25 protein-coding genes are annotated in these 23,597 nt (G+C 47.7%); all 25 read right to left on the reverse strand.

Annotation, left to right across the window (positions count from 1 at the left end; genetic code table 11):
- Position 1: 1 nt before the first annotated feature.
- Positions 2-1,018 carry an NADH-quinone oxidoreductase subunit NuoH gene (gene nuoH / locus FGT79_RS15535; RefSeq protein ID WP_138753739.1) on the reverse strand — a complete coding sequence of 339 codons (1,017 nt, stop codon included), beginning with the start codon at positions 1,016-1,018 and terminating at the stop codon, positions 2-4.
- Entirely contained in the window at positions 1,018-2,118 is a 1,101-nt protein-coding gene (locus tag FGT79_RS15540; protein ID WP_138753740.1) for an NADH-quinone oxidoreductase subunit D, read from the reverse strand. The genes nuoH and FGT79_RS15540 overlap by 1 nt, the downstream gene beginning before the upstream one ends.
- Positions 2,119-2,123: 5 nt before the next feature.
- Complete coding sequence (locus tag FGT79_RS15545; protein ID WP_138753741.1) at positions 2,124-2,780, reverse strand: NADH-quinone oxidoreductase subunit C; 657 nt, start codon at positions 2,778-2,780, stop codon at positions 2,124-2,126.
- Complete coding sequence (locus tag FGT79_RS15550) at positions 2,777-3,295, reverse strand: NuoB/complex I 20 kDa subunit family protein (RefSeq protein ID WP_138753742.1); 519 nt, start codon at positions 3,293-3,295, stop codon at positions 2,777-2,779. Before FGT79_RS15550 ends, FGT79_RS15545 begins: the two co-directional genes overlap by 4 nt.
- Complete coding sequence (locus FGT79_RS15555; RefSeq protein WP_138753743.1) at positions 3,280-3,651, reverse strand: NADH-quinone oxidoreductase subunit A; 372 nt, start codon at positions 3,649-3,651, stop codon at positions 3,280-3,282. Before FGT79_RS15555 ends, FGT79_RS15550 begins: the two co-directional genes overlap by 16 nt.
- A 98-nt stretch (positions 3,652-3,749) precedes the next feature.
- The gene (locus tag FGT79_RS15560) at positions 3,750-4,973 is read right to left on the reverse strand and encodes a GerAB/ArcD/ProY family transporter (protein WP_138753744.1); all 1,224 of its coding nucleotides are present in this window, start codon (positions 4,971-4,973) and stop codon (positions 3,750-3,752) included.
- Positions 4,974-4,978: 5 nt separating this feature from the next.
- Positions 4,979-5,221, reverse strand: coding sequence for a hypothetical protein (locus FGT79_RS15565; RefSeq protein ID WP_138753745.1), 243 nt, complete (start codon positions 5,219-5,221; stop codon positions 4,979-4,981).
- A 9-nt stretch (positions 5,222-5,230) separates the two neighbouring features.
- Entirely contained in the window at positions 5,231-6,481 is a 1,251-nt protein-coding gene (locus FGT79_RS15570) for a Ger(x)C family spore germination protein (RefSeq protein WP_138753746.1), read from the reverse strand.
- Entirely contained in the window at positions 6,478-8,091 is a 1,614-nt protein-coding gene (locus FGT79_RS15575) for a spore germination protein (protein WP_138753747.1), read from the reverse strand. Before FGT79_RS15575 ends, FGT79_RS15570 begins: the two co-directional genes overlap by 4 nt.
- A 174-nt stretch (positions 8,092-8,265) precedes the next feature.
- Positions 8,266-10,488, reverse strand: a complete 2,223-nt coding sequence (locus FGT79_RS15580; protein WP_138753748.1) for a methyl-accepting chemotaxis protein — start codon at positions 10,486-10,488, stop codon at positions 8,266-8,268.
- A 314-nt stretch (positions 10,489-10,802) separates the two neighbouring features.
- On the reverse strand, positions 10,803-11,207 hold the full coding sequence (locus FGT79_RS15585; protein ID WP_138753749.1) for a F0F1 ATP synthase subunit epsilon: 405 nt from the start codon (positions 11,205-11,207) through the stop codon (positions 10,803-10,805).
- Between the two features lie 21 nt (positions 11,208-11,228).
- Positions 11,229-12,635, reverse strand: a complete 1,407-nt coding sequence (gene atpD / locus FGT79_RS15590; RefSeq protein WP_138753750.1) for a F0F1 ATP synthase subunit beta — start codon at positions 12,633-12,635, stop codon at positions 11,229-11,231.
- 79 nt (positions 12,636-12,714) lie between these two features.
- A complete protein-coding gene (gene atpG, locus FGT79_RS15595; RefSeq protein ID WP_138753751.1) occupies positions 12,715-13,575 on the reverse strand; it encodes an ATP synthase F1 subunit gamma in 861 nt (286 codons plus the stop codon).
- Between the two features lie 109 nt (positions 13,576-13,684).
- Positions 13,685-15,199, reverse strand: coding sequence for a F0F1 ATP synthase subunit alpha (gene atpA, locus FGT79_RS15600; protein WP_138753752.1), 1,515 nt, complete (start codon positions 15,197-15,199; stop codon positions 13,685-13,687).
- A 25-nt stretch (positions 15,200-15,224) separates the two neighbouring features.
- On the reverse strand, positions 15,225-15,764 hold the full coding sequence (locus FGT79_RS15605) for a F0F1 ATP synthase subunit delta (RefSeq protein ID WP_138753753.1): 540 nt from the start codon (positions 15,762-15,764) through the stop codon (positions 15,225-15,227).
- Positions 15,761-16,243: a F0F1 ATP synthase subunit B gene (atpF, locus tag FGT79_RS15610; protein WP_138753754.1), complete on the reverse strand. Its 483-nt coding sequence runs from the start codon at positions 16,241-16,243 to the stop codon at positions 15,761-15,763. Before atpF ends, FGT79_RS15605 begins: the two co-directional genes overlap by 4 nt.
- Before the next feature lie 86 nt (positions 16,244-16,329).
- The gene (atpE, locus tag FGT79_RS15615; protein ID WP_053373757.1) at positions 16,330-16,545 is read right to left on the reverse strand and encodes a F0F1 ATP synthase subunit C; all 216 of its coding nucleotides are present in this window, start codon (positions 16,543-16,545) and stop codon (positions 16,330-16,332) included.
- Positions 16,546-16,631: 86 nt separating this feature from the next.
- The gene (atpB, locus tag FGT79_RS15620) at positions 16,632-17,390 is read right to left on the reverse strand and encodes a F0F1 ATP synthase subunit A (RefSeq protein ID WP_138753755.1); all 759 of its coding nucleotides are present in this window, start codon (positions 17,388-17,390) and stop codon (positions 16,632-16,634) included.
- 22 nt (positions 17,391-17,412) lie between these two features.
- Entirely contained in the window at positions 17,413-17,781 is a 369-nt protein-coding gene (locus tag FGT79_RS15625) for an ATP synthase subunit I (RefSeq protein WP_171056266.1), read from the reverse strand.
- Positions 17,774-18,007, reverse strand: a complete 234-nt coding sequence (locus FGT79_RS15630; RefSeq protein WP_138753757.1) for an AtpZ/AtpI family protein — start codon at positions 18,005-18,007, stop codon at positions 17,774-17,776. Before FGT79_RS15630 ends, FGT79_RS15625 begins: the two co-directional genes overlap by 8 nt.
- Positions 18,008-18,197: 190 nt before the next feature.
- A complete protein-coding gene (gene wecB, locus FGT79_RS15635; protein ID WP_138753758.1) occupies positions 18,198-19,346 on the reverse strand; it encodes a non-hydrolyzing UDP-N-acetylglucosamine 2-epimerase in 1,149 nt (382 codons plus the stop codon).
- 38 nt (positions 19,347-19,384) lie between these two features.
- Positions 19,385-20,014, reverse strand: a complete 630-nt coding sequence (upp, locus tag FGT79_RS15640) for a uracil phosphoribosyltransferase (RefSeq protein WP_138753759.1) — start codon at positions 20,012-20,014, stop codon at positions 19,385-19,387.
- Positions 20,015-20,179: 165 nt separating this feature from the next.
- Positions 20,180-21,259: a glycine-rich domain-containing protein gene (locus FGT79_RS15645; RefSeq protein ID WP_138753760.1), complete on the reverse strand. Its 1,080-nt coding sequence runs from the start codon at positions 21,257-21,259 to the stop codon at positions 20,180-20,182.
- Between the two features lie 375 nt (positions 21,260-21,634).
- On the reverse strand, positions 21,635-22,597 hold the full coding sequence (locus tag FGT79_RS15650; protein ID WP_138753761.1) for an ABC transporter ATP-binding protein: 963 nt from the start codon (positions 22,595-22,597) through the stop codon (positions 21,635-21,637).
- Entirely contained in the window at positions 22,594-23,592 is a 999-nt protein-coding gene (locus FGT79_RS15655) for an ABC transporter ATP-binding protein (protein WP_138753762.1), read from the reverse strand. Before FGT79_RS15655 ends, FGT79_RS15650 begins: the two co-directional genes overlap by 4 nt.
- Positions 23,593-23,597: the final 5 nt, after the last annotated feature.

Raw genomic sequence — 23,597 nt, forward strand, 5'->3', positions numbered from 1 at the left:
GCTAATTCTTAATAAACAGCTCCAAATAAACAGCCGTCAGAAATACGTTAAGCAGCGATACAGGCAGCAGCACCTTCCAACCAAGAGCCATCAGCTGGTCTACACGAATTCTCGGTAGTGTGGCGCGAATCCAAAACAGAAAAAAGACAATAAACGCAAATTTCAACAAAAACCAGACGATTCCTGGCACAAAGTCAAGGAACGGAGCCGGCGCATGCCAGCCGCCTAGAAATAAAACAGTCGTTAACGCAGCAATCGCATAAACGTATACATATTCCGACAGCATAAAAAACGCAAAGCGAAAGCCGCTGTATTCGACATGATAACCTGCCACAAGCTCTGACTCAGCCTCAGGCAAATCGAAAGGCGTACGATTCAGCTCCGACACAGCCGCAATAATAAAGACTACGAAGCCGATTATTTGCGGCAGGAAATTCCATTCCCAGAACCAGCCGCCTCCCTGCGCAGCGACTATATCACGTAAATTCAAGCTGCCGCTTAGCAATATCACGCCAACAACCGATATTACAAGCGGTACTTCATAGCTTATCATCTGCGCGGCCGAACGCATACCCCCGAGGAGTGCGTACTTATTATTAGATGCCCAGCCGCCAACTACGATAGCGAGCGTCGAGATACCCGATAAAGCAACATAGTAGAGCAGACCGACATTCAAGTCCGCGAAATAAAGATTTTGCGTATAAGGCAGCACCGCAAGCACGGAAAAGGCAGGTACGTAAGCCAGCGCCGGTGCAAGAATGAACAGAACACGATCAGCCTTGCGCGGAATCGTGTCCTCCTTAATAAGCAGCTTGAATATATCTGCAACTGTCTGCAGCATACCGAACGGACCGACCCGATTAGGACCGATACGCAGCTGCATCCAGCCAATTACCTTTCGCTCGAAATAGATAGCATAGGTTACGAACCCAAGCACGATGAATAGGAATACAACCGCCCAGAGGAACAGCACAAGCACATTTCCCCAGGTTAGCGGCTGATTAAGCCAAGACTGCATCAGCAATCGACCTCCCCGACGACAATATCAATACCGCCCAATATCGTAATGAGATTCGTCATTGTTTCTCCGACCAGCAGCTTAGGCAATATTTGCAAATTGACGAAGGAAGGCCTTCGGAATTTGAGCCTGTAAGGCTCTGCTTTGCCTTTGGATACGATGTGGCATCCAATCTCTCCGCGCGGTGATTCAATTCTTACATAGACCTCACCGGCAGGAGGACGAAGCACACGAGGCACCTTGCCCATCGTGTCTCCCCCTTGCGGAAATTGTGCCAGCGCTTGCCTTAGAATACGCAGGCTTTGACGTATCTCCTCCAAACGAATACGGTAACGATCGTAGCAATCACCTGTTGAGCCGAGTGGTACGTCGAATTCGAATTGTGAGTAAAGACTGTAAGGCTCCGCCTTGCGAATATCGAAGTTAACGCCCGTACATCGCAAATTAGCACCTGTCAGCCCATAATTGATCGCAGTTGTGGCATCATATGCCCCGATTCCTTTGATTCGGGCAAGAAAGATCTCATTGCCGCTTACGAGCTTATCGTATTCGAGCAGCTTACTCTCCATATAAGGGATAAACGCATGTACTTTATCAATCCAGCCTGGAGGCGCATCCCACTTCACCCCGCCAACTCGCATATAGTTATACGTTAGCCTTGCGCCGCACAGCTCATTAAACAGATCAATGATGATCTCCCTATCGCGAAATGCATACAGAAACGGACTCATTGCCCCGATATCAAGCAGGTAAGTTCCCCACCAGACCAGATGGCTCGCTACCCGCTGAAGCTCCATGACAACTAGTCTAAGATATTCCGCACGCTGCGGCACCTCAAGCCCCATCATCGTCTCCACCGCATGCACAAGCACATAGTTGTTTGTCATAGCCGAGACATAATCCATACGATCCGTATACGGAATAATTTGCGTGAAATTCAAGTTCTCTGCAATTTTCTCTGTTCCCCGATGCAAGTAGCCCATAACGGGTGTCGCCTCGGTAATGACTTCGCCGTCAAGCTTAACGATGATTCGGAATACGCCATGCGTGCTCGGATGCTGCGGACCTACATTTAAGAGCAATTCTTCTGTTCGGATCAAGGCTGCTACACCTCCGGATCTATCGGTTCGTAATCCTTGCGAAGCGGATGCCCAACCCAGTCATCAGGCATCATGATCCGCCGCATGTCTGGGTGACCTGGGAAATCAACGCCTAACAAATCATAAATTTCGCGCTCATTCCAATTAGCGGTCGCCCACACCGGCGTCGCCGAGAACACAGAGGCTGCGTCTCGGTCGGTCCTTAGCTTCATCGCAGCCTCTCGTTTGCTATCCAGCGAGAGCAAATGATAAACAACCTCCATATGCGTCTCATAATCCACACCAGAAACGTTTCGCAAGTAATTAAACTTGAGCTCCTCATGCTCTTTTAACAGCTTCGCCACTTCGCGCCAATACCTATTGTTAATAATAAGAATCGGCATGTCGCCATTTAATTCATTCAAATAAAAGTCCTCAACCGCCGACTCTGCAATCTCTTGTTTGATGAGCGCAGCCAACTTATCCAGCTCGGGCTGCTTTGGTGACGGTGCTTTAGGAAGCTCTGGCACCGTTTCCGCTGCGCTTGCTTCCGCCTTCTCCTTCGCTGCAGTTCTTGCTGCACGCGCTTCGGCTGCTGCTTTCAGCTTCGCCTCCCGCTCTGCATCAACTGGCGTATCATTAACGAGCGGCTTCTCCGCTTCCCTGCCTTGCTCCTCGCTCATCGGCCCGTCACCGGCTTCCCAGTCTTGGCCTCGTAGCGAATCTTCTCCTGAAGCTTGTTGATACCGTAAATGAGCGCAGCAGGGTTAGGCGGGCAACCTGGAATATAAACATCTACAGGTACGATTTGATCGACACCTTTTATAACTGAATACGATTTAATATACGGGCCGCCCGCCGTTGCACAAGAGCCCATAGCGATAACCCACTTTGGTTCAGGCATTTGGTCGTACAATCTTCTCAGCAAGGGTCCCATCTTCTTCGTCACCGTACCTGCTACAATCATGACATCCGACTGCCTTGGCGAGGTGCGGAACATAACGCCGAACCGATCCAGATCGTAATGCGATGCGCCAGTTCCCATCATTTCAATCGCACAGCAAGCAAGTCCGAAGGTAAGCGGCCATAATGAATTGCTTCTGGCCCAAGCCTTCAATTGCTCCAGTGTCCCCATAAATACATTGCGTTCCAGCTCTTTGCGTTCCTCTATTGAAATTGATTCTAGATTGAATTCCATTTCATCACCCTCTTCTTCCAGGCATATAGAAGACCAATAAGAAGCATTCCCGCAAATATGATCATTTCGACTAACACAAATAAGCCGAGCTTATGATATGCGACGGCCCACGGATATAAGAAAACGGTTTCCACATCAAAGATAACAAACATTAAAGCGAATAGGTAATAGCGAATGTTGAATTGAACCTGACCCTCACCTATAGGCACATTGCCGCTTTCATAGGTGGCTTGTTTGCGATCATTCGGCTTATTCGGTCTTAGCAGTCTTCCAACAGTCAATGCAACGACTGGGAGCAGAATGCCAAGCACGATAAAAATAGCCACGACGACATAGTTATTGGCGTAGTTCTCCACACAATCGCCTCCGTCAATTCGTTAGGTACGGACCGTTGCCGCTTGGTCAATTTTCCTCACAATTATAACAAATGCTTCCACTGCCGTCTATGATGGAGTTACGTCCTTACAGGCTCCTTGTCCAGCATTTCTGGCTGCTCCTCGGCCTGTTTCGACTGCTCAGCACCTGCTGTTTGCTGCGGAATAATTGGCGGGAAGCTCCCCTCGCTGCCATCTTTCTTTTTTCTAATAACCGCTATGACAAGCAGCATAAACGGGAGTACAAAGCCGTGAAAGAGACTATAAATCGTCCATACCCCCATTGCAAAATCCCTGGAATGCGCAACATTGCGATAAGCAATTAAAGAGAGAGGCACGATAATGAATGCATAAGGCAAGATCAACGTACGATAGGTCGACAAATTCAACATTTGCGCCGTAAGGACAGCAAGTACATATACACATAGAGCGAGCTTCATAAATACGGTTCCGATCCATACCATAGCAACCAGTATTTCAACGCGCACCAGTATTTCCTCAATGTTTATGTTTTTAGCCATATCATATACAGCGAACGGACTCCGGCTCGTTTCGTCTACACCCATTACACCAACCAAAAATACGGTAAAGAGCACACTTAGAAAAGCTATCAGCACTGCCGATACTTTCAAAGATTTTCTGAGCTTCTGCAGGTCCTGCTGCCGCACTAACGGTAGAATGGCCGTTATGAAAACAAACTCCCCAATCGGGAAGCCTAATACGGGATATACACCTTTAAGCGGTCTTAAGATGCCGTCATACAATATAGGCTCGAAGTGACGCAGATCAAATTGATTGAACAACGAGAAAATGATAACCATGATGACAACCATTCCCCAGCCAAACAATATTTCGCCTGTTCGTGCAATGGTCTCAATGCCCAAAAACACGCCATAAATAACAACGAGCATAAACGTACTATCTATGAACCACTCTGGCGTCAGCGGCAATACGGACAGACTCATAAAATCCGAGATATTGCGGAGCACCAGTGCGCTTAGCAAGAGAAAAAACAGAATATAAAACAGGGTGAGCACTTTGCCCCCCCATTTCCCCACAATCTTCTCAGCATATTGTGCAAGAGATAGGTTTGGAAAGCGTTCAGCCAGTGCCAAATACACAATGAGTATAAAGTAATTAAACGGCCCTGCGATGACCATTGAAATCCACCCGTCTTGCTTGGCAATTGCAGTAACAGCAGACGGCAATATTAATGCAGCACTGCCAAGTGCAAACAGTAGCAACAGCTTGGCAATTTGCCCCGATGTAATTTCCGCATTGTTTATTCCAGCAAATTTACTCATACCCGTTATGTTCCTTCCTCAATCCATGCTAAAATCGGCTTGTAGATGGGCGCCAATAAATTTGAAATCCAATCTGTCGGATTCGGAACCGGCAGACGCAGCAACACAGCCATGCTAAACCATAATCCAATGACCAGAATAAACAAAGACCAGCCTCTCTCGCGAGAACGCTCCTTTTCACCATTGTTTTTCCAAATAATGAAGCCTATCACTGCGGCAAGCAATACAAGAATGACAGGTGCCAGCATACTGATCACTCATTTCACAATAGATTCTCCACGAATACCTGATCCAAGTATGATGGTATTGCATATGACCTCGCTTTTGATAGACGGGAATTCAGCTTCCCACTCTCCACCCAGCCGCTTCCAGCTGTTTGGCTGCTGCAAATAGATTTCCTTCCCCCATCCAAGCGCGTCAATCCCCAGCTTCTTCTGCAGCCTATTTATCGTTTCTTCCATTTCGTCCTTTACCGCAAGGCTTGTCATTTCACCGATCTCGTTTAACACCTTCTCTTCTCCTACATTGACATCGGGACACATAATTTCCTGAATGCTTCCGGTCAGCCTCACAGTTACCTTTACCACAGGAAGCCCGTTTGCATCATGTTTCACCTTGTACGCGATGCTTGCATTCTGAATCTCAACGATCAACTCTCCTTCGGAATTCGGGCAAGCCAGCTTAATCACCGTACTCTTCACTTTATTATGCAGCCATGACAAACCTCTCGATTCCTTAGGCTTTAAGTAATCCACCAGCCGTCCATCGCGAAAAACAGCCATCGTTGACAATACGGGGATAGCAGCAGCGGGAATGCTATTCACATTCTCATTCGAATGGCCAATCGCTTTATTCCCTTCAATTCGTATAGACGGGAGCACTGCCTGCTGCTTCCCTTCCCCGCTCAGCCTCGTCAGCTCTTTGACCTTCACACCGAAATTAGTTCCGTATGCGGTTTGATTCACTTTGATCATTTCGTGAATCTGATTAATCGGAATCGATTCCATCTGTGTTGTTAGCTGCAGCAACTGCTCCGCTTTCATTCCCCGCGTGACGATAACCGATATATCCGTACGTATATCCGGATTCCGTTCGATTAGGTCAACTAATGGAAAAATACCCTTTCTTGCCATCGCTTCTCCGATGACGAGCATTTGCGTATGAGAGAAAAATAGTCTTCTAGACGTTTTCGCCGACATCTTTCGTATTGCTTCAAATAGCGTATCGCCAGTTTCTGTGAAGGTAGTTACCGCCGTTCCTCCTATCCCCCCCTTACTTTCTGCAGCTACATTTTGGGGGAGAACTACTTGCACCGTGAGCTGAAGCTTTTGCTTACCGGAAGGATCATCATCAACACCGAGAGCGAGCACGACACCAAGCTTGTCCAAATAGCGCAGGTCCCAGCAGCCGCTAAGTGTAAGGAACAGACACGCTGACAAAAGCAGAAGGCTTCGCCGCAGACACATCTGCGTATTGCTTTGGGGCTTGTAAGCGTGCTTGCGACTCATTGCTCAGGCTCCTTCCTCGGCTCTAGTTCCATGTCCTGTCTCACTTTATTCTGATTGCCCAGCTTTTGCGGACGTTCACGCATCAACCATAATGGCGCACGAACAAGCGTATCCTTCATATCTTTAAGGAAAAATGGCGCGAATGGCTTAATATAGGGCATCCCAAACGATCTGATATTGCTAAGATGCAAAATGAGCAGCAGCACCACGAGCCCAATTCCATAGAATCCTAACGTTGAAGCAGCAAGCAATAAAAAAAACCGCAGCAGCCTCGCAGCAATACCTAGACTATAGGTTGGCGATACGAAGCTGGCAATCGCGGTGAACGAAACGACGATAACGACAGCTGGCGAGACAATCCCCGCCTCTACTACCGATTGTCCGATGACCAAACCACCTACGATAGAGATCGTATTACCTGCGGCGCTTGGCATTCGCACGACCGCTTCCCGCAATATTTCAAATACGAATTCCATGATGAAGGCTTCCAAATAAGCAGGGAAAGGAACGCCTTCACGCTGCGCAGCCAGCTTTAGGAGAAGCTGTGTCGGAATCATTTCCTGATGATAGCCCACGATAGCCACATATACAGAAGGCATCAACAACGCAATTAAAAAGGATACAAACCTAAGCATTCTTAAAAAGGTCGTAATATCAAACCGTTGGTAATAATCCTCAGATGCTTGAAAAAACATGTTCAAGATCGCAGGAACGACAAGAACAAACGGCGTTCCATCAACCAGAATGGCAATTCGGCCCTCAAGTAGATTGCCTGCAACCGCATCTGGACGCTCATTGCTTAATATCGTAGGGAAAGGCGACCACTTCTGGTCGGCAATCAATTCTTCAATATAGCCAGACTCCAGTATCCCGTCTATTCGAATTGATTCCAGACGCTCACGCAAATCCATGAGTATTTTCTCGTCGGCCAGCCCTTTCACATACATGATACAAACCGGTGTTTGCGAAATTTCTCCGATCGTCCATTGCTCCATCCACAACTTAGGACTTCGAATTTTGCGGCGGATCATCGATGTGTTCGTCCGAATGGATTCGGTGAATCCCTCCCTTGGGCCACGGATAGCCATCTCGGTCTTCGGTTCCTCGATGCCTCTTCTTGCTCCCCCAATGACATTGGCGGCAATGGCTTGGTCAGAGCCCTCAAGAAATAATATGGCATAGCCCATAAACAGTTTCTGGAACAGCAGCTTCCAATCGGAAATATCCGTTACAATGCCAGTTGATAGAACGTCCGCTTTCAATACAGCCAGCAACTCTTGTGAGTCAAGAGCAGCATCCAGCGGAAACCGTTCTCTATGGAGAGGCTGTATAATGAATTCATTTAAGCGCTCATCATCAACCATACCCTGTACATAGACGATAAGCCCCTCGGTATGATTGTGATCAGCAATCGTTAGTAAGCGGAATATAATGTCCGCACTTTCTCCCAGCTCTTGTTTGACCATTTCCATATTAGCCGTAACGGACAGCGAGAGGGGCTTGTCTGCGTATGGATCAAGCTGTTCCTTCTCGTGCTTCTCTACACGAGGCGATTTTTTTTCCTTTTTCTTCTTCGTCCTAGCATTGCCCTGTGAATCAGATCGATACATTCGCCCCTCTCCCTTCTGATCATCATAGCTCGCTGTCTTAGGATAACTATTCCATGGGATAATTATGTACAAGAAATTTAATTGCTTACTATTGCAGCTTTAATGCCTTTAACGCCAAAAAGCTGCATGCATCCGTTTCTAGACGGTTGCATACAGCTTTTCATTCATAGAAGACTATCGAATTCGGGATTCTGTCAGTTTAAATTGACCTACCAACTGTTGCAGAAGCTTCGTAATGGACTCCACACTTTGAGAGGTTTGGCGCACATTCGTCATCTCGCCAATCAACTCCTGCACCTTGCTCTCAACATCCGAAGATACCTTACGATTTTCTCTGCTGACGAGTGCAATTTTCTCCATCAGCGAAACGACCTCATCCACAACCTGCGTCTTCCGTAAATCTTCGGCATGGGCATTCGCTAGCGTACTCGCGGCGGCTGCTACGAGCTGATTGCCTTCCTCGACCACTCTCGTTCCCTCATCCATGGAGGCGTAAGCATCTTTCGCTTCATCGTAGATATGACGAGTAATCTCGTGGACCTCTTCGGTCGATTTCTTGGTCAAATCCGCAAGCTTGCGGATTTCAGATGCAACGACAGCAAAACCTCTGCCTTGTTCACCGACTCTAGCAGCCTCAATGGATGCATTAAGCGCAAGCAAGTTCGTTTGTGCCGATATTTCCTCAATCACATGCAGTACACCTTGAATATCTTTTACCGTATCCATAAATTTGTGAATCGTTTGATTCGACTCGCCCACCTTGGCGGATATATGATGCATTTTTTCACCTATACGGTCGACCTCAGACTTAGCGACTGCTATCTGCTCAGCGGCTTGCTCCTCAAGCTGCTTCAATGTCGTCCGCATATCGCCTGCGGCATCCTTCGCCATATCGATATCCTTCAGTTGCAGCCTGATACTGCCGATCATATCAGTCACTTTACCACTTACACGCTCAGTTGAAGCAGAAGTTACAGCTGCCGATTCATTAAGCACATGCTGACTGGACAATACATCAGATGAAGCTAACCTTACCTGAAGCATGATGCCTTCTAAGGAATCAATCATATTATTAATCCATTTCGCAAGCTCTTTGGACTCATCATTATCAAACTCATCAAGCGCTAGTCTTTGCGTTAGATCGCCTTTGCCTTCAGCATTCATTCGAATAAAGCTGTTGATTCGCCGCATATGGGATACGACTCGATCAGATTCTTTCTTCTGGAACGCGCCGCTGACTATTAATCCAAATAAAAGATTAAACATGCCGGCTGCAACAGCCGTCACCCATACAGGCGCACTTGCTGCGATGAATACAATTAACAGCGCTGTCAAAATGCTTAAACTTGCTGCCGATATAAGCTGCTGCTTCCGTTGCCTCCAACCGACGCTTCGAATCCGATACACCTCTTCCAAGTCACCTTCACACATCATCCCCCATTTGTCTGGGCAATGCGGCAATTGGAAGGTTACTCCTTTGCCAATTACAGATATGTGCCTGTAGTCGGAATAGCCCGGAAATTGGGCAAATAAATTACTTCCATTAGCAATCGTATTCGCTACGCCGGGGTGCAGCTGTCCTGTAGCTGGATCGGTGAACATAATTTCAAGCTCTGTATGCTCTTTAATCGAGACCGTACCCCAATCGGTCGTTACGCCGTCCTTGAGATTTTCTCCATGCGTAAACGTCCGGTCCTCAAAGCGGCTGCGTGATAATGCCGTACCTGGTTCAATTTGTGTGTTCAAACCAGCCTTCGCCATAAACAAATAGTTATCTCCGGAATCAGGATAGACATGACCCGACTCCCGTTGAATCAAATCGCCTAATACATCGTTCGGTATGCGTCCGCATAGCGTGCCCACAAAACTTCCATTCATCGAAATAGGTACCATGAACATTAAAGTCATACTGTCGTGAAAGGAGGAGGATCGCGGCCCCAATTTCAAAGTAATAGCGTCACTGAATGGTCCGAACAAGCATCTGCGCGGGCTGCTCGATTCTCTCATATACGCAAGGCCCTTATACAAAATGCTCACCACTTGATAAGTCTTTCCGATATGAGCGGCATAAGTCGAATGAACGACCGCCTGCTTATCATCTAAGAAAAATAACTCTGTGACATCGATTGCTCTTGCATATGTTCGTTCAAATAGTTTTTCTATTTGTGACTGCACTGTAGAAGTAGAAGAAAGGTCAGGCTGACTGAATACCGCTGTCATTTGCTCGCTTAATCGATCTAAATGCGTCCAATAATCTGCCGCCCATGTTGTAAGAAGCTCTTTACGAGTCTCGGCAATGCCTTCAAAGCTATGTTCGACATCCGTCTTCAGCTTTTTGTTCAATTGCCACGATACCCAGAGTGGAAATCCTACCTTCATACCTAACCAGTCAAACATATGACTCTCCCCCTGCTAACTCTATCATTTCTAATGTTAATTATATTAACATATATTACTGGGGATTTCATACAAAATATTAGAGTTTTTGTCGAAATATCTATTTTACATGGATATCTAACATCAAATAAGCCTCAAAACACGAATATTAGACATAACCTAACGTGAGAACTATACATGTAGATGAAAGAATACCTAGCATTTCCTACTATAGCGTTCTAGAGAATTAGTTGAAACAAAAAAAGGGCTGCACAGGGGGGATCATTTAATCCCATGTACAGCCACTTTTAAGGTTTTACTCTAAGCATAAGAACTTACTTATGCTTAATGTTCAGACGGTTCATCGCACGCTGCAAAGCAAGCTCTGCGCGGCGGAAATCGACATGATCTTGTTGTTTAGCGGCTAGACGCTGCTGGGCACGCTGCTTAGCGGCTTCTGCACGCTCAATGTTAATATCGGTCGCAAGCTCGGCGCTCTCAGCAAGAATAACGATCTTATCCTTGCGTACTTCGATAAAGCCTCCATTAACCGCTACGATATCAACTTTATTATTATCACGTTTGATGGTAACAGGCGCGATACGAAGTGGCGTTACAAGCGGAATATGGTTCGGCAATATGCCGAGCTCACCTTCAACACCTGTTACGCTTACCATATTCGCTGTCTCTGCATACACTTTACGCTCTGGTGTTACAATCTCTACCAAAAAAGAACTCATGTGGATTCCTCCCGCCTTTCGCTATTGAAGCGTTTTGGCTTTCTCCACGGCTTCTTCAATCACACCAACATATCGGAAAGCTTCTTCCGGAAGGTCGTCATGTTTGCCCTCGAGAATTTCTTTAAAGCTGCGAACGGATTCTTTAACAGGTACGTATTTACCTTTCGTGCCTGTGAATGGTTCAGCAACGTGGAACGGTTGAGATAGGAAAAGCTGAATTTTACGTGCACGAGACACGGTCAATTTATCTTCTTCGCTAAGCTCGTCCATACCAAGGATTGCGATAATATCTTGAAGCTCTTTGTAGCGTTGAAGAATTTTCTTAACGCCTTGAGCTACATTGTAGTGCTCTTCGCCCAGAACAGATGGGCTAAGGATACGCGATGAAGATGCTAGTGGATCAACCGCAGGGAAGATACCCATCTCAGAGATTTTACGCTCCAAGTTAGTTGTCGCATCCAAGTGGGCAAACGTCGTTGCAGGAGCCGGATCCGTATAGTCATCGGCAGGTACGTAGATCGCTTGGATCGACGTAACAGAACCTTTTTTCGTAGACGTGATACGCTCTTGCAATTGACCCATTTCAGTTGCCAGCGTTGGCTGGTAACCTACCGCGGAAGGCATACGGCCTAGAAGGGCCGAAACCTCGGAGCCTGCTTGCGTGAAACGGAAGATGTTGTCGACGAACAATAGTACGTCTTTTCCTTCTTCGTCACGGAAATACTCAGCCATTGTCAAACCAGTCAAAGCAACACGTTGACGCGCGCCTGGCGGCTCATTCATTTGACCGAATACCATCGCTGTTTTGCTTAGTACGCCGGAATCCTTCATCTCGTGGTAAAGGTCATTACCTTCACGAGTACGCTCACCTACACCTGCGAATACGGAGATACCGCCGTGCTCTTGCGCGATGTTATTGATAAGCTCTTGAATCGTTACCGTTTTACCTACGCCGGCGCCGCCGAAGAGGCCGATTTTACCGCCTTTTGCGTATGGTGCGAGTAGATCGATAACTTTGATGCCTGTTTCAAGAATTTCCGCTTGCGTGGACAATTCGTCGAACGCAGGTGCTGCACGGTGAATCGGCAGATTGATGCTCGAAGTCACGTCGCCAGCTTCATCGATTGGTTGGCCAAGTACGTTAAATACACGGCCAAGTGTTGGCGCGCCAACAGGAATCGTAATAGCTGCGCCAGTATCTACAGCGATCATACCGCGTACAAGACCGTCTGTCGTACTCATAGCTACGGCACGTACCTTATTGTCTCCGAGGTGAACGGCAACTTCAAGCGTCAAGTTAATATCAATGCCGCCTGCTTCGCCCTTTTGCTCGATTTTGACAGCGTTCAGAATCTCCGGCAAATTGCCGCGTTCGAACTCTAAGTCTACGACCGGACCCATGACGGATACAACATGTCCTTTTTTCATGGTTTTCCCTCCTGGTTCCTTCTTGTTGCTGCACGCAGGTCAGCTTTATAGCAAGTGCCTGCACCTTGCAGAACATATATTAAGATTGGGCGTTTGCCCCTGCAACGATTTCAGAAATTTCCTGCGTAATCGCAGCTTGACGCGCTCTATTGTAAGTGAGCGTCAGTTGGTTAATGATTTTCGATGCATTTTTCGTTGCGCTTCCCATGGCAGTCATACGTGCGCCGAACTCACTCGCTTTGCCGTCTAGAACTGCGCTATAAATGAGCGTTTCCGCATATTTAGGCAGCAGCACCTCAAGCACGCCTTCTGGTGATGGCTCGTATTCATACGACGTTACAGCTGTAGTCCCGCCTACTTCTTCAAGCGGCAGCAAACGTAACGCTGTTGGAACTTGTGTTATCGCATTAACGAATTCGTTGTAATACAAGTAAAGCTCGTCATAAGCGCCTTCCGAGAAATTTTTAACTGCGGAATAAGCGACTGACTTAATATCAGCGAACGTAGGAGCATCCGGCAAGCCGATAACTTCCTCGACGATTGGCATGTTGCGACGGCGGAAATAATCACGGCCTTTCCGTCCAATCACGAACAATGCATATTCATCAGTAGATTTATGGTTTTCACGAATCGTTTGCGTTACTTTACGAAGAATATTCGCATTGTAGCCGCCTGCAAGACCACGATCGGAAGTGATAACGAGATAACCCGTTCTCTTAACCGGACGATTCTCCAGCATCGGATGTTTAACATCCCTCGTGCCAGCAGCGATGCTTGCTACAACTTCCTTTAGCTTCTCAGCATAAGGACGTGCTGCTTGCGCAGCCTCCTGTGCTCTTCTAAGCCTAGAAGCGGCAACCATCTCCATCGCTTTGGTGATCTGCTTCGTGTTTTGTTTACTCTTGATTTCGCGCTTAATATCGCGCATACCTTTTGCCATTTGGTTTCACCCGCCTTTGTTGCTTTGGACCTGCTCCAAAGCCTGGTGTTGGTGGAGTAAGAGCAGCCTAAGCCCGGACAAATGCGAACGGGCCTCGGCTATATATTTTTTATGCCGTTACGGCAAAGCTTTTCTTGAATTTATTGAGCGCGTCAACAAGAGCTCTCTCGTTGTCAGCAACGATGTCCTTCGTGTCACGGATGGATTGGCCGATTTCAGGGCTGTTCGAATCCAAATACGCGTGGAACTCTTTCTCGAAGCGAAGGATATCACCAACTGGAATTTCATCCAAGTGACCTTTAACAGCAGAGAAGATTGAAATAACTTGCTTTTCAACCGGCATCGGCTTATTAACGTCTTGTTTGAGAATTTCCATTGTGCGGGCACCCCGGTTAAGACGAGCCAGCGTTGATTTATCAAGGTCAGAGCCGAATTGCGAGAACGCTTGGAGTTCACGGTATGCCGCAAGGTCAAGACGGAGTGTACCAGCAACCTTCTTCATCGCTTTGATTTGTGCGGAACCGCCGACACGGGATACAGAGATACCAACGTTAACCGCTGGACGTTGACCCGAGTAGAACAGATCTGCTTCAAGGAAAATTTGACCATCTGTAATCGAGATTACGTTCGTAGGAATGTAAGCTGATACGTCGGATGCTTGTGTCTCAATGAATGGCAATGCCGTCATTGAACCGCCGCCTCTTGCATCGCTAAGCTTAGCTGCACGCTCAAGCAAACGGGAGTGCAAGTAGAAAACGTCACCAGGGTATGCTTCACGACCCGGTGGACGACGAAGCAAGAGTGAAAGCTCACGGTACGCTGCTGCTTGTTTCGATAGATCATCATAAATAACGAGAACATGCTCGCCTTTGTACATGAAGTACTCACCCATTGTGCAGCCCGCGTAAGGAGCTAGGAACAACAATGGAGCAGGCTCAGAAGCACCAGCTGTTACTACGATTGTGTACTCAAGCGCGCCGTGACGGCGAAGCGTTTCAACAACGTTAGCAACAGTGGATTGTTTTTGGCCTACAGCAACGTAAATACATTTTACGCCGTTGCCTTTTTGGTTGATGATTGCATCGATTGCAATCGCTGTTTTACCTGTTTGACGGTCACCGATAATAAGCTCACGTTGTCCGCGGCCTACTGGTACCATCGCGTCAATCGCTTTGATTCCTGTTTGCATAGGCTCATGAACCGATTTACGGTCGATAACGCCTGGTGCAGCGGATTCAATTGCGCGGAATTGAGTAGTGTTGATTGGTCCTTTGCCGTCAAGCGGTTGACCAAGCGGGTTTACGACGCGGCCAAGAAGCTCATCGCCGACAGGTACTTCCATAATGCGTCCTGTACGTTTCACTTGATCGCCTTCGCGGATATCCGTGTATGGTCCTAGGATAACGACACCGACATTGCTTTCTTCCAAGTTCAAAGCCATACCGACAACACCGTTGGAGAATTCGAGCAATTCGCCTTGCATCGCATTTTCCAAACCGTGTACGCGGGCGATACCGTCACCGACATTGATTACGGTGCCGACATCCACGACTTGAATTTCGGATTTATATTGTTCGATCTGTTGTTTAATCAGCGTGCTGATTTCATCAGGTCTGATACTCAATTCGTTCACCCCTATCTACCGTGCATTAGATTTTAAACGATTTTTGTAAACGTTCCAGCTTGCCCGACAAGCTGCCGTCATAAAGGCGGTCGCCGATGCGTACTTGTACGCCTCCGAGCAAGGAAGGCTCAACGATTTGCTGTGCAATAATCGTCTTGCCAGTTATTTGTCCAAACTGCGCCGCTACACCAGCAAGCTCTTCATCAGAAAGCGCTTGTGCCGAATAAACAGTCGCATGGGCTTGTCCAAGCGAGTCTCCTGCTACCTTGGTGTATGCTGCGTATACCTCAGCAATAGCATCCTGACGGCGGCGAGAGATTAAGATTTGCACCGTGTTAAGAACGAGTGCAGATAGACGATCACCGAATGCTGCTTTCAGCACGGCAATCTTCTTTTCTGGATCAATGCTAGGAAGAGAAAGAAATTTTTGAATGTCTGCGTCTTGCTCAAGTGCTTGCACAATCAGTTTAAGCTGCTCCTCAACCTCGGAAACGACATTCTGACTCTGAGCAACCTCGAACAATGCTTTTGCGTAGCGCTTCGCTACGACCGCATCGCGGCTCATTTATTTCCAACTTCTTTCAAGTATTGACCTACCAATTGCTCTTGCGATTTCTCATCCACTTGCTTCTCAATAATTTTCGAAGCGATTTTCACGGAAATGCCGCCAACTTCTGTACGAAGCGCTGCAATTGCTTTGTTTTTCTCGCTTTCGATATCTTTGAGAGCATCGTCTTTCAGACGGGATGCTTCTGATTTCGCTGTTTGAACGATCTCTTCCGCTTGCTTCGAGCTCGTCGTTCTCGATTGCTCGATAATTTCATAAGCTTCCTTACGAGCTTGCTGGAGTGCAGCCTTCTGCTCTTCCATTTGCTGCTCGGCCGCTTTCCGGCTGCTCTCAGCTGTATTCATCTGTTCAAGCACTAGCTGTCTGCGTTTCTCCATTACTTCGAATAATGGACCAAATGCATACTTGCTTAGAAGCCAATACAAAATACCAAACGCAACCATCGCGATTACTGTCGATTCCCAATGCCAGCCCATAGATGCCGCTCCTTTCTCACCACAATATTGTCATAATCATAACGAAGGCGAAGAGGGCTAAGGCCTTCCCCGCCAATTGTCAGTTATTAGGCTTGGAAGAAAGCCAAGAAACCGATAACTACGCCGATGATAGGCACAACTTCTACGATACCTACACCGATAAACATTGTTGTTTGCAATTTACCTTGAAGTTCTGGCTGACGAGCGATACCTTCAACTGTTTTACTAACGATCATACCGTTACCTACGCCCGCGCCAACTGCGCCCAAACCTACTGCCAAAGCTGCTGCTAATAATTCCATTTTTAAAATCCTCCTCAAAAATTGTTGTTTTTTGTTTGTATAGCTAACCTCAGTATTTATAAATCATCCGAGGCATAAAGCGGATATTAATGCTCTTCATCGTGTATAGCTGATTGTGAGATATACACCATTGTAAGAATTGTGAACAAGAAAGCTTGGATACCACCGACGAAAAGACTGAAGCCTTGCCATGCGGCAAGGAACGGCGTACCGTACCAACCAAGCATCAGGATCGTTGCAATAAGCACCTCACCCGCGAAGATGTTGGCGAACAACCGAAGCGCTAGTGTAACCGGCTTCGAAATGGTCTCAATGATGTTGACTGGCAAGAAGACCGGAAAAGGATGGAAATAATGCTTCAAGTAGTGCTTTCGATTCAGTCTCAGACCAAGGAAATGGACGATAACGAATACGATAAGCGCTAAACCAGCAGTTACTGAAATGTCAGCTGTTGGTGATTTCCACCAAGCAAGCTCAACATGTCCGCCTTTCTCGTCCAACAGTTCCTGTGTTACACCAAGATTCTCATAAACATGGTGAGTTTCAGTCACGATACCGAAAGGCAAGCCTAACAGGTTGGATACGAAAATGAACATAATGAGCGTCATCCCTAGAGAAACAAAGGGCTTGACTCGGTTCGCCGGCATTGTGCTTGAAATAAAGTTTTGTACGAAATCCACAACCCATTCCAAGAAGTTCTGCATCTTCGAAGGGTTGTCCACCGAAAGATTGCGAACAGCCAGCTTCGCGATCAAGAACGTCACAATGACGGAAACCAAAATAGCTACTGTGGTCGAGATATCAATATTAAACGGCCCCAGTGGCATCACCGGAAATTCATGCATCTAAAATTTTCACCCCTTTCCGCTAAGATTGTCGTTTATTGTGGATATAAGCTGATACCAATAGTACAAACGGCATGACCATACAGCCAGCTAAAGCGGCCGGCATGTTCAGATCCTCCGGAAAACGATAGGCGATCATGGCAACCAAGAGCACTGTTGCAATACGGTTTCCAAGACCAAGACCTCTCTTGCGCGGCCCAACCCCTGCTGCTCCTAGGGTGACCATTTCGACTCTGCGCCTCAGTAAAAACGCATTCATAGAACTTGCTGCCAACCCCACAAGAAGGCCGAGAGACACCGTACGCCATTCCGGAAGGAAAGCCCATACAATTAGGCATACCGCCATTGCATAAACAAGCGTACGTAATGCTGTCTTCATTATTTTATCCATCGGCTTCCTCCATAACCTTCTTAACAAGCAGAATGGCTGAGAGTAGTCCGACAGCCAGACCGACCAGTATGCCACCGAGCATCCAACTCTTCTCATCACCGAAACGGGTGCCGAGAGCTGAGCCGAGCCAATAGCCTAAAAAGATACATACAGCGACTTGCACTCCGAGCGCGCCCACTAGTCCAGCAGCGAACAGCGGATTGTCCCTTCTGTCCTTTTTATTCATGGTTCATACCCCTGTCAATCCTCATTTATTTTATCCAAGCCGCAACACGTTTGTCAATTGAATTAACTACGAATTTTCGGTGAAGCGATCGTCCAAAACCCTTGATACATAAGGTATTGCGACCCCCAAAAACCGTACAGTACTACTGTATGCTGTACATTCGCCGTTCAGGTTACTGCCTAAGTCCAATCTATGAACGTTGTGTGAACGAATCTGGACGCTCCTTCAGCCTTCCAAAATGATGCAAAATCGCATCTACAATCCGCTCCGAAGCATGCCCATCGCCGTATGGATTCGCCGATTGGCTCATCCGCGCATATAGCTGAGAATCGGTCAACAGTGCCTTAGCACGGCTGTAAACAAGCTCTTCATCCGTTCCAACGAGTTCAAGCGTTCCAGCTTCAATACCTTCCGGACGCTCTGTCGTATCTCGAAGTACTAACGTCGGTACGCCAAAGGAAGGAGCCTCCTCCTGCAAGCCGCCCGAATCCGTCATAATCATATGCGCATGCGGGTAAAAATTATGGAATTCAAAAACATCAAGCGGTTCAATCAAACGAATACGCGGGTGGTCGCCGAGAATTTCATTCGCTGGCTCACGCACAGCAGGGTTCGGGTGCACTGCATATACAACAACAACATCCTCATGCTCATCGGCAATCCGCTTAACCGCACGGAATATGTTACGATGCGGCTCGCCCAGCGCTTCCCGGCGGTGAGCCGTCATAAGGATCATCCTTTTCCCTTTTGCCCAATCGATGACTGGATGCGAGAAGGACTCGTCTACTGTGTATTGAAATACGTCTGTAGCCGTGTTTCCGGTCACATAAATAGCAGCATCCGACTTGTTTTCCTTGCGCAAATTGTTCGCCGACCATTCAGTCGGGGCAAAGTGCACGTCAGAGAGCACGCCAGCAAGCTGCCGGTTCATTTCCTCCGGGTATGGAGATAGTTTATTCCAAGTGCGAAGCCCTGCTTCGACATGACCAACCTGGATTTGCTTGAGAAACGAGGCATAGCTCGCTAGGAACGTCGTCTGCGTGTCGCCATGGACAAGCACGATATCCGGTTTTGCTTGCGCGAGCACAGGGTCCAGTCCTTCCAGCACACGGACAGTCGTCTCCGTAAGCGTCTGGCGATCCTTCATGACATTCAAATCATAGTTTGGATGAATCTCGAAAAAATCAAGAACCTGATCCAGCATTTGGCGATGCTGGGCGGTTACGCATACGATTGATTCGATTTCATCCTCGCGCTTCTGCAGTTCAAGTACAAGCGGGGCCATCTTGACGGCTTCGGGACGCGTTCCGAATATAGTCATTACCTTCAGTTTAGACAAAATCTTTCACTCCTATTATCAATTCATGCCGCAATGAACTAATTAGTTCCGAACATGCGGTCACCGGCATCTCCCAAACCAGGAACAATATAACCTTTTTCATTAAGATGATCATCCAAAGCAGCGATATAGATATCAACATCCGGATGCGCTTCTTGTACGGCCTTCACGCCTTCAGGCGCTGCAATCAAACACATAAGCTTGATTTGGTCACATTTATGGTTTTTCAAAGATTGAATAGCTGCTATAGCTGAGCCGCCAGTTGCAAGCATGGGATCAATGACAATAAGCAGGCGATTAGGCGCGTCGGTTGGCAGATTAATATAGTACTCCTTAGGCTGCAGCGTCACGTGATCGCGGGCTAAACCAATATGTCCTACCTTTGCGGATGGAATAAGCTTCAAGATTCCGTCCACCATGCCAAGTCCCGCACGCAGAATGGGAACAAGCCCCAGCATTCTTCCTGAAACGACCTTAGCTTCCGTCTCTGCGACAGGCGTCTGCACCTTAATCGTATCGAGCGGAATATCTCTCGTAATTTCGTATGACATTAATGTGGCAACTTCATCAACCAATTCCCGAAAATCTTTGGTATTCGTTTCTTTATTCCGAATAAAAGTCAGCTTATGCTGAATTAAAGGATGGTCGCAAATGATTAATTTGCTCATGGAACGGTATTCCTCCCGTACATTGTTGTTATTGTTCTAGTCTAATCCTGACACAATCCCGTATATTATAGCATTGTAAACAAGCCGTTGCATCTTGTGTTTTGCAAACAGGCACCTCTGCATCGGAATGGCGCCAGCATTTCATAATAAGCTATAAGTATGTCGTTAGCTGCTGCTGCAGCCACCGCCGCATGACGACCCGCAGGAGCCGCCGCCACTGTCCCCTCCGCTATCCCCGCCAGAGCCGCCGCTGTCACCGCCATCCGAATGATCCCTGCCGTTATCTGACGAGCCGCTGCAGCCATATGTTGAATCTCCGCTGCCATTCGCTTTGCGCTGCTCCTCACTTTGAGCTTGGTCCATCTGCCGTGTGAAATCATTGGGGTTCGTAATGGAATGGTAGATCAGCATACCAGATAGCAATCCTGTCGCCCCTAGAACCGGATCGTATCCGTAGCTTCTTCCATTATTGCCAATCTCGTTGCGACCGCTGCCTGCTTCTACTAACTGCGACTTAGCGCGATCAATCAAATAATCGATCGTTTCGCTCAAATCAGCAAACCGCGAGGAAGCCTTTGTGTTGAACCACTGCGAACGCAGCGTTTCCTTACTGAATTCTTTTATCTCATCGAGCTTATGCACAGACATACTTGTTCGATAGAATGCTCCCCACAGCCTGCCGCTTGCGGGCGCCTGCGCAAATAGCTCACCATATAGCCAATCGAACAGCGCACGCTCACCCGGCTGCGGCGCAGCTCCCGGCGCATGCGGGGCGTGATGGATCATCTCGCCGCAGAAGCTTATGCAGAACTCTTCATACTCCCGTGTAAACATAAGCATCTCATGCCACACGGTATCCACTTGCTTGCTGTACATCGGAATGCTTCGCATGATTCCGCACATGAAGAAGTAACGTTTCATCTCAAACCAAGTCCATGCCCATTCTTTATCTGACATTCTCGGAAATTCCTTTAATACACGATCCTTAACGCGGCTCTCAAAAAACAAGCTAAGCGAAGCCTCCAAACGCTCTGCCGCTCCTCTAGCGGGATGACCATATGGAACCCCTAAAGCTAAAGGCACTTCAGCGCTTGGCCATGGAACGAATACATTCGTTCTGCCGATCGAGGTTCTTCCTCCTCGGGATGATTGGCTGCGCCTCATCGACATATTTGCTCTTACAAATGCTCTAATTACAATAAAAAGGATTGCTACAAGGAATAAGATCAGGACAATTTTAGCCATTTCAGCCTCCTATGCATGTTGTCGTACCCATATATTAACACAGTTGTTTGCTCACAGGCTTACACCTTCTGTATGAAAGGATTTTATACTAAACCAGAGCTCAAGTTATTTGATTATTTTGTGATTACTTTCAACTATTCACAGACATATCCCCAACCCGTCCACATTTGTCCACAATCTGTTGATACGACTGTGTATAACTATCAAAAAAGCTAATCCCCCCTGTGGACAAAATTTAATGACCCTTTCCTAGTAAACGTCCTAACTGCTGCACATTAACGCCAAAAAGGCCAGAGACAGCTCAATCTGCTGCTCTCTGACCTATAATTATTACCGTATTTTACGCGGCTAATACACGTGTAGAACCCTCTCATCCTACACGGATGCATAGTGACAAGCGGCAAAATGACCTTTACGCACTTCAAGCAGTGCTGGCTCGTCTACCTTACATTTCTCGGTAGCGATCGGGCAGCGCGTATGGAACTGACAGCCAGTTGGCGGATTAATAGGACTCGGCAAATCGCCGGTCAATACAATTCGCTCACGGTTTTCCTCAACCTCCGGATCAGGAATTGGGATAGCCGACAACAGAGCCCGCGTATAGGGATGCGCAGGGCTTGCATAAAGTTCGCTGCTCTCTGCAAGCTCAACGATTTTCCCCAAATACATAACCGCGACGCGGTCGCTGATATGCTTAACCATCGACAGATCATGTGCGATGAACAAATAGGTGAGACCCATTTTGCGCTGCAAATCCTGCATCAGGTTCACAACCTGTGCTTGAATGGATACGTCAAGCGCGGAGATCGGCTCATCCGCAATAATGAACCGCGGATCCACTGCTAGTGCGCGAGCAATCCCGATACGCTGCCGCTGACCGCCGGAGAACTCATGCGGATAACGAGTAGCATGGTCAGGGTTCAGACCCACCACATCAAGCAGGTGCTCCACGCGATGCTTGCGCTCTTTCTTGCTTGAGACAAGCTTGTGGATATCTAATGCCTCACCGATAATATCCATAACCGTCATACGCGGATTGAGGGATGCGTACGGGTCTTGGAAGATCATCTGCATGTCACGTCTCAATGCTTTGAGACCAGCACCCTTGAGCTTATAAATATCTTGTCCATCAAAGGTTACGCCGCCGCTAGTTGGCTCATACAGCCGCATAATCGTACGGCCTGCCGTAGATTTCCCACAGCCGGACTCGCCTACGACACCGACCGTTTCCCCTTTTTGAATGGAGAAGGTAATCTCATTGACGGCACGAAGTGTCGCCCCCCCGCCCAAGTTGAAAAACTTGCGCAGGTTGTTAATTTCGATTAATGGCGCGCTCATACAGACACCTCCCGATTTGCATAAGGGTGTGCGAGCCAGCATGCTGAAGCATGCGATTCATTCCCGTCTACCGGGAGCAGCTCAGGATCATTATCGACGCATACTCGCATCGCATCGTCACAACGGGCGCAGAAGCTGCAGCCCACAGGGGGTTTGATCAAATCCGGCGGCATTCCGTATATCGGAACAAGCGGCTCTTCCTTCTTCTGATCAAGACGCGGCAGCGAGCGAAGAAGCCCTTTGGTATACGGATGCTTAGGGTTTTTGAATATTTCCCATTTCGTACCCGTTTCCACCACTTTACCCGCATACATGACAATTACGCGGTCACACATGTCGGCTACAACACCTAAATCATGAGTAATAAGAATAATAGAAGTGCCAAGCTTCTGCTGCAAGTCCTTCATAACACGCATAATTTGCGCTTGAATCGTCACGTCGAGTGCAGTAGTTGGCTCATCAGCGATGAGCAGCGACGGGTTGCACGCAAGCGCAATTGCAATCATCGCCCGCTGGCGCATACCGCCAGAGAACTGATGCGGATATTGATCCACCCGCGACGACGCGTTAGGAATGCCGACCAAATTCAACATTTCGACCGCACGTTCGGTTGCTTTCGAACCACTAATGCCTTGATGCTTAATCAGGCCCTCTGTAATCTGACGGCCAATAGTCAGCGTTGGATTTAGCGAGGTCATCGGATCTTGGAAGATCATGCCCATCTCTTTACCGCGAATGTCCTCCATCTGATGATCCGTCAATTTCAGAATCTCTTTGTCTTTGAACATAATCGATCCGCTGGTCTCAGCCGGAGGAGATGGAATCAGCCGCATAAGCGACTGTGCGGTAACACTTTTGCCACAGCCAGATTCCCCTACAATTGCTACTGCCTCGCCTTTATTTACATGAAAGTTAACGCCGCGAACCGCCTTCACGATCCCGCCGCGAACTTTGAAATGAACACGTAAATCTTTAACTTCAAGTAATTTCTCCATCCTTG

Origin of the sequence: Paenibacillus sinopodophylli, assembly GCF_005930355.1 — a bacterium.
Taxonomy (GTDB): Bacteria; Bacillota; Bacilli; order Paenibacillales; family Paenibacillaceae; genus Pristimantibacillus; species Pristimantibacillus sinopodophylli.

Bases quoted from the DNA above. Each gene is read 5' to 3' on its own strand.
- nuoH (WP_138753739.1), bottom strand. From the start codon at position 1,018: ATGCAGTCTTGGCTTAATCAGCCGCTAACCTGGGGAAATGTGCTTGTG.
- FGT79_RS15545 (WP_138753741.1), bottom strand. From the start codon at position 2,780: ATGAGCGAGGAGCAAGGCAGGGAAGCGGAGAAGCCGCTCGTTAATGAT.
- FGT79_RS15550 (WP_138753742.1), bottom strand. From the start codon at position 3,295: ATGGAATTCAATCTAGAATCAATTTCAATAGAGGAACGCAAAGAGCTG.
- FGT79_RS15560 (WP_138753744.1), bottom strand. From the start codon at position 4,973: ATGAGTAAATTTGCTGGAATAAACAATGCGGAAATTACATCGGGGCAA.
- FGT79_RS15565 (WP_138753745.1), bottom strand. From the start codon at position 5,221: ATGCTGGCACCTGTCATTCTTGTATTGCTTGCCGCAGTGATAGGCTTC.
- FGT79_RS15570 (WP_138753746.1), bottom strand. From the start codon at position 6,481: ATGAGTCGCAAGCACGCTTACAAGCCCCAAAGCAATACGCAGATGTGT.
- FGT79_RS15575 (WP_138753747.1), bottom strand. From the start codon at position 8,091: ATGTATCGATCTGATTCACAGGGCAATGCTAGGACGAAGAAGAAAAAG.
- FGT79_RS15580 (WP_138753748.1), bottom strand. From the start codon at position 10,488: ATGTTTGACTGGTTAGGTATGAAGGTAGGATTTCCACTCTGGGTATCG.
- FGT79_RS15585 (WP_138753749.1), bottom strand. From the start codon at position 11,207: ATGAGTTCTTTTTTGGTAGAGATTGTAACACCAGAGCGTAAAGTGTAT.
- atpD (WP_138753750.1), bottom strand. From the start codon at position 12,635: ATGAAAAAAGGACATGTTGTATCCGTCATGGGTCCGGTCGTAGACTTA.
- atpG (WP_138753751.1), bottom strand. From the start codon at position 13,575: ATGGCAAAAGGTATGCGCGATATTAAGCGCGAAATCAAGAGTAAACAA.
- FGT79_RS15605 (WP_138753753.1), bottom strand. From the start codon at position 15,764: ATGAGCCGCGATGCGGTCGTAGCGAAGCGCTACGCAAAAGCATTGTTC.
- atpF (WP_138753754.1), bottom strand. From the start codon at position 16,243: ATGGGCTGGCATTGGGAATCGACAGTAATCGCGATGGTTGCGTTTGGT.
- atpE (WP_053373757.1), bottom strand. From the start codon at position 16,545: ATGGAATTATTAGCAGCAGCTTTGGCAGTAGGTTTGGGCGCAGTTGGC.
- atpB (WP_138753755.1), bottom strand. From the start codon at position 17,390: ATGCATGAATTTCCGGTGATGCCACTGGGGCCGTTTAATATTGATATC.
- FGT79_RS15625 (WP_171056266.1), bottom strand. From the start codon at position 17,781: ATGGATAAAATAATGAAGACAGCATTACGTACGCTTGTTTATGCAATG.
- FGT79_RS15630 (WP_138753757.1), bottom strand. From the start codon at position 18,007: ATGAATAAAAAGGACAGAAGGGACAATCCGCTGTTCGCTGCTGGACTA.
- upp (WP_138753759.1), bottom strand. From the start codon at position 20,014: ATGAGCAAATTAATCATTTGCGACCATCCTTTAATTCAGCATAAGCTG.
- FGT79_RS15645 (WP_138753760.1), bottom strand. From the start codon at position 21,259: ATGGCTAAAATTGTCCTGATCTTATTCCTTGTAGCAATCCTTTTTATT.
- FGT79_RS15650 (WP_138753761.1), bottom strand. From the start codon at position 22,597: ATGAGCGCGCCATTAATCGAAATTAACAACCTGCGCAAGTTTTTCAAC.
- FGT79_RS15655 (WP_138753762.1), bottom strand. From the start codon at position 23,592: ATGGAGAAATTACTTGAAGTTAAAGATTTACGTGTTCATTTCAAAGTT.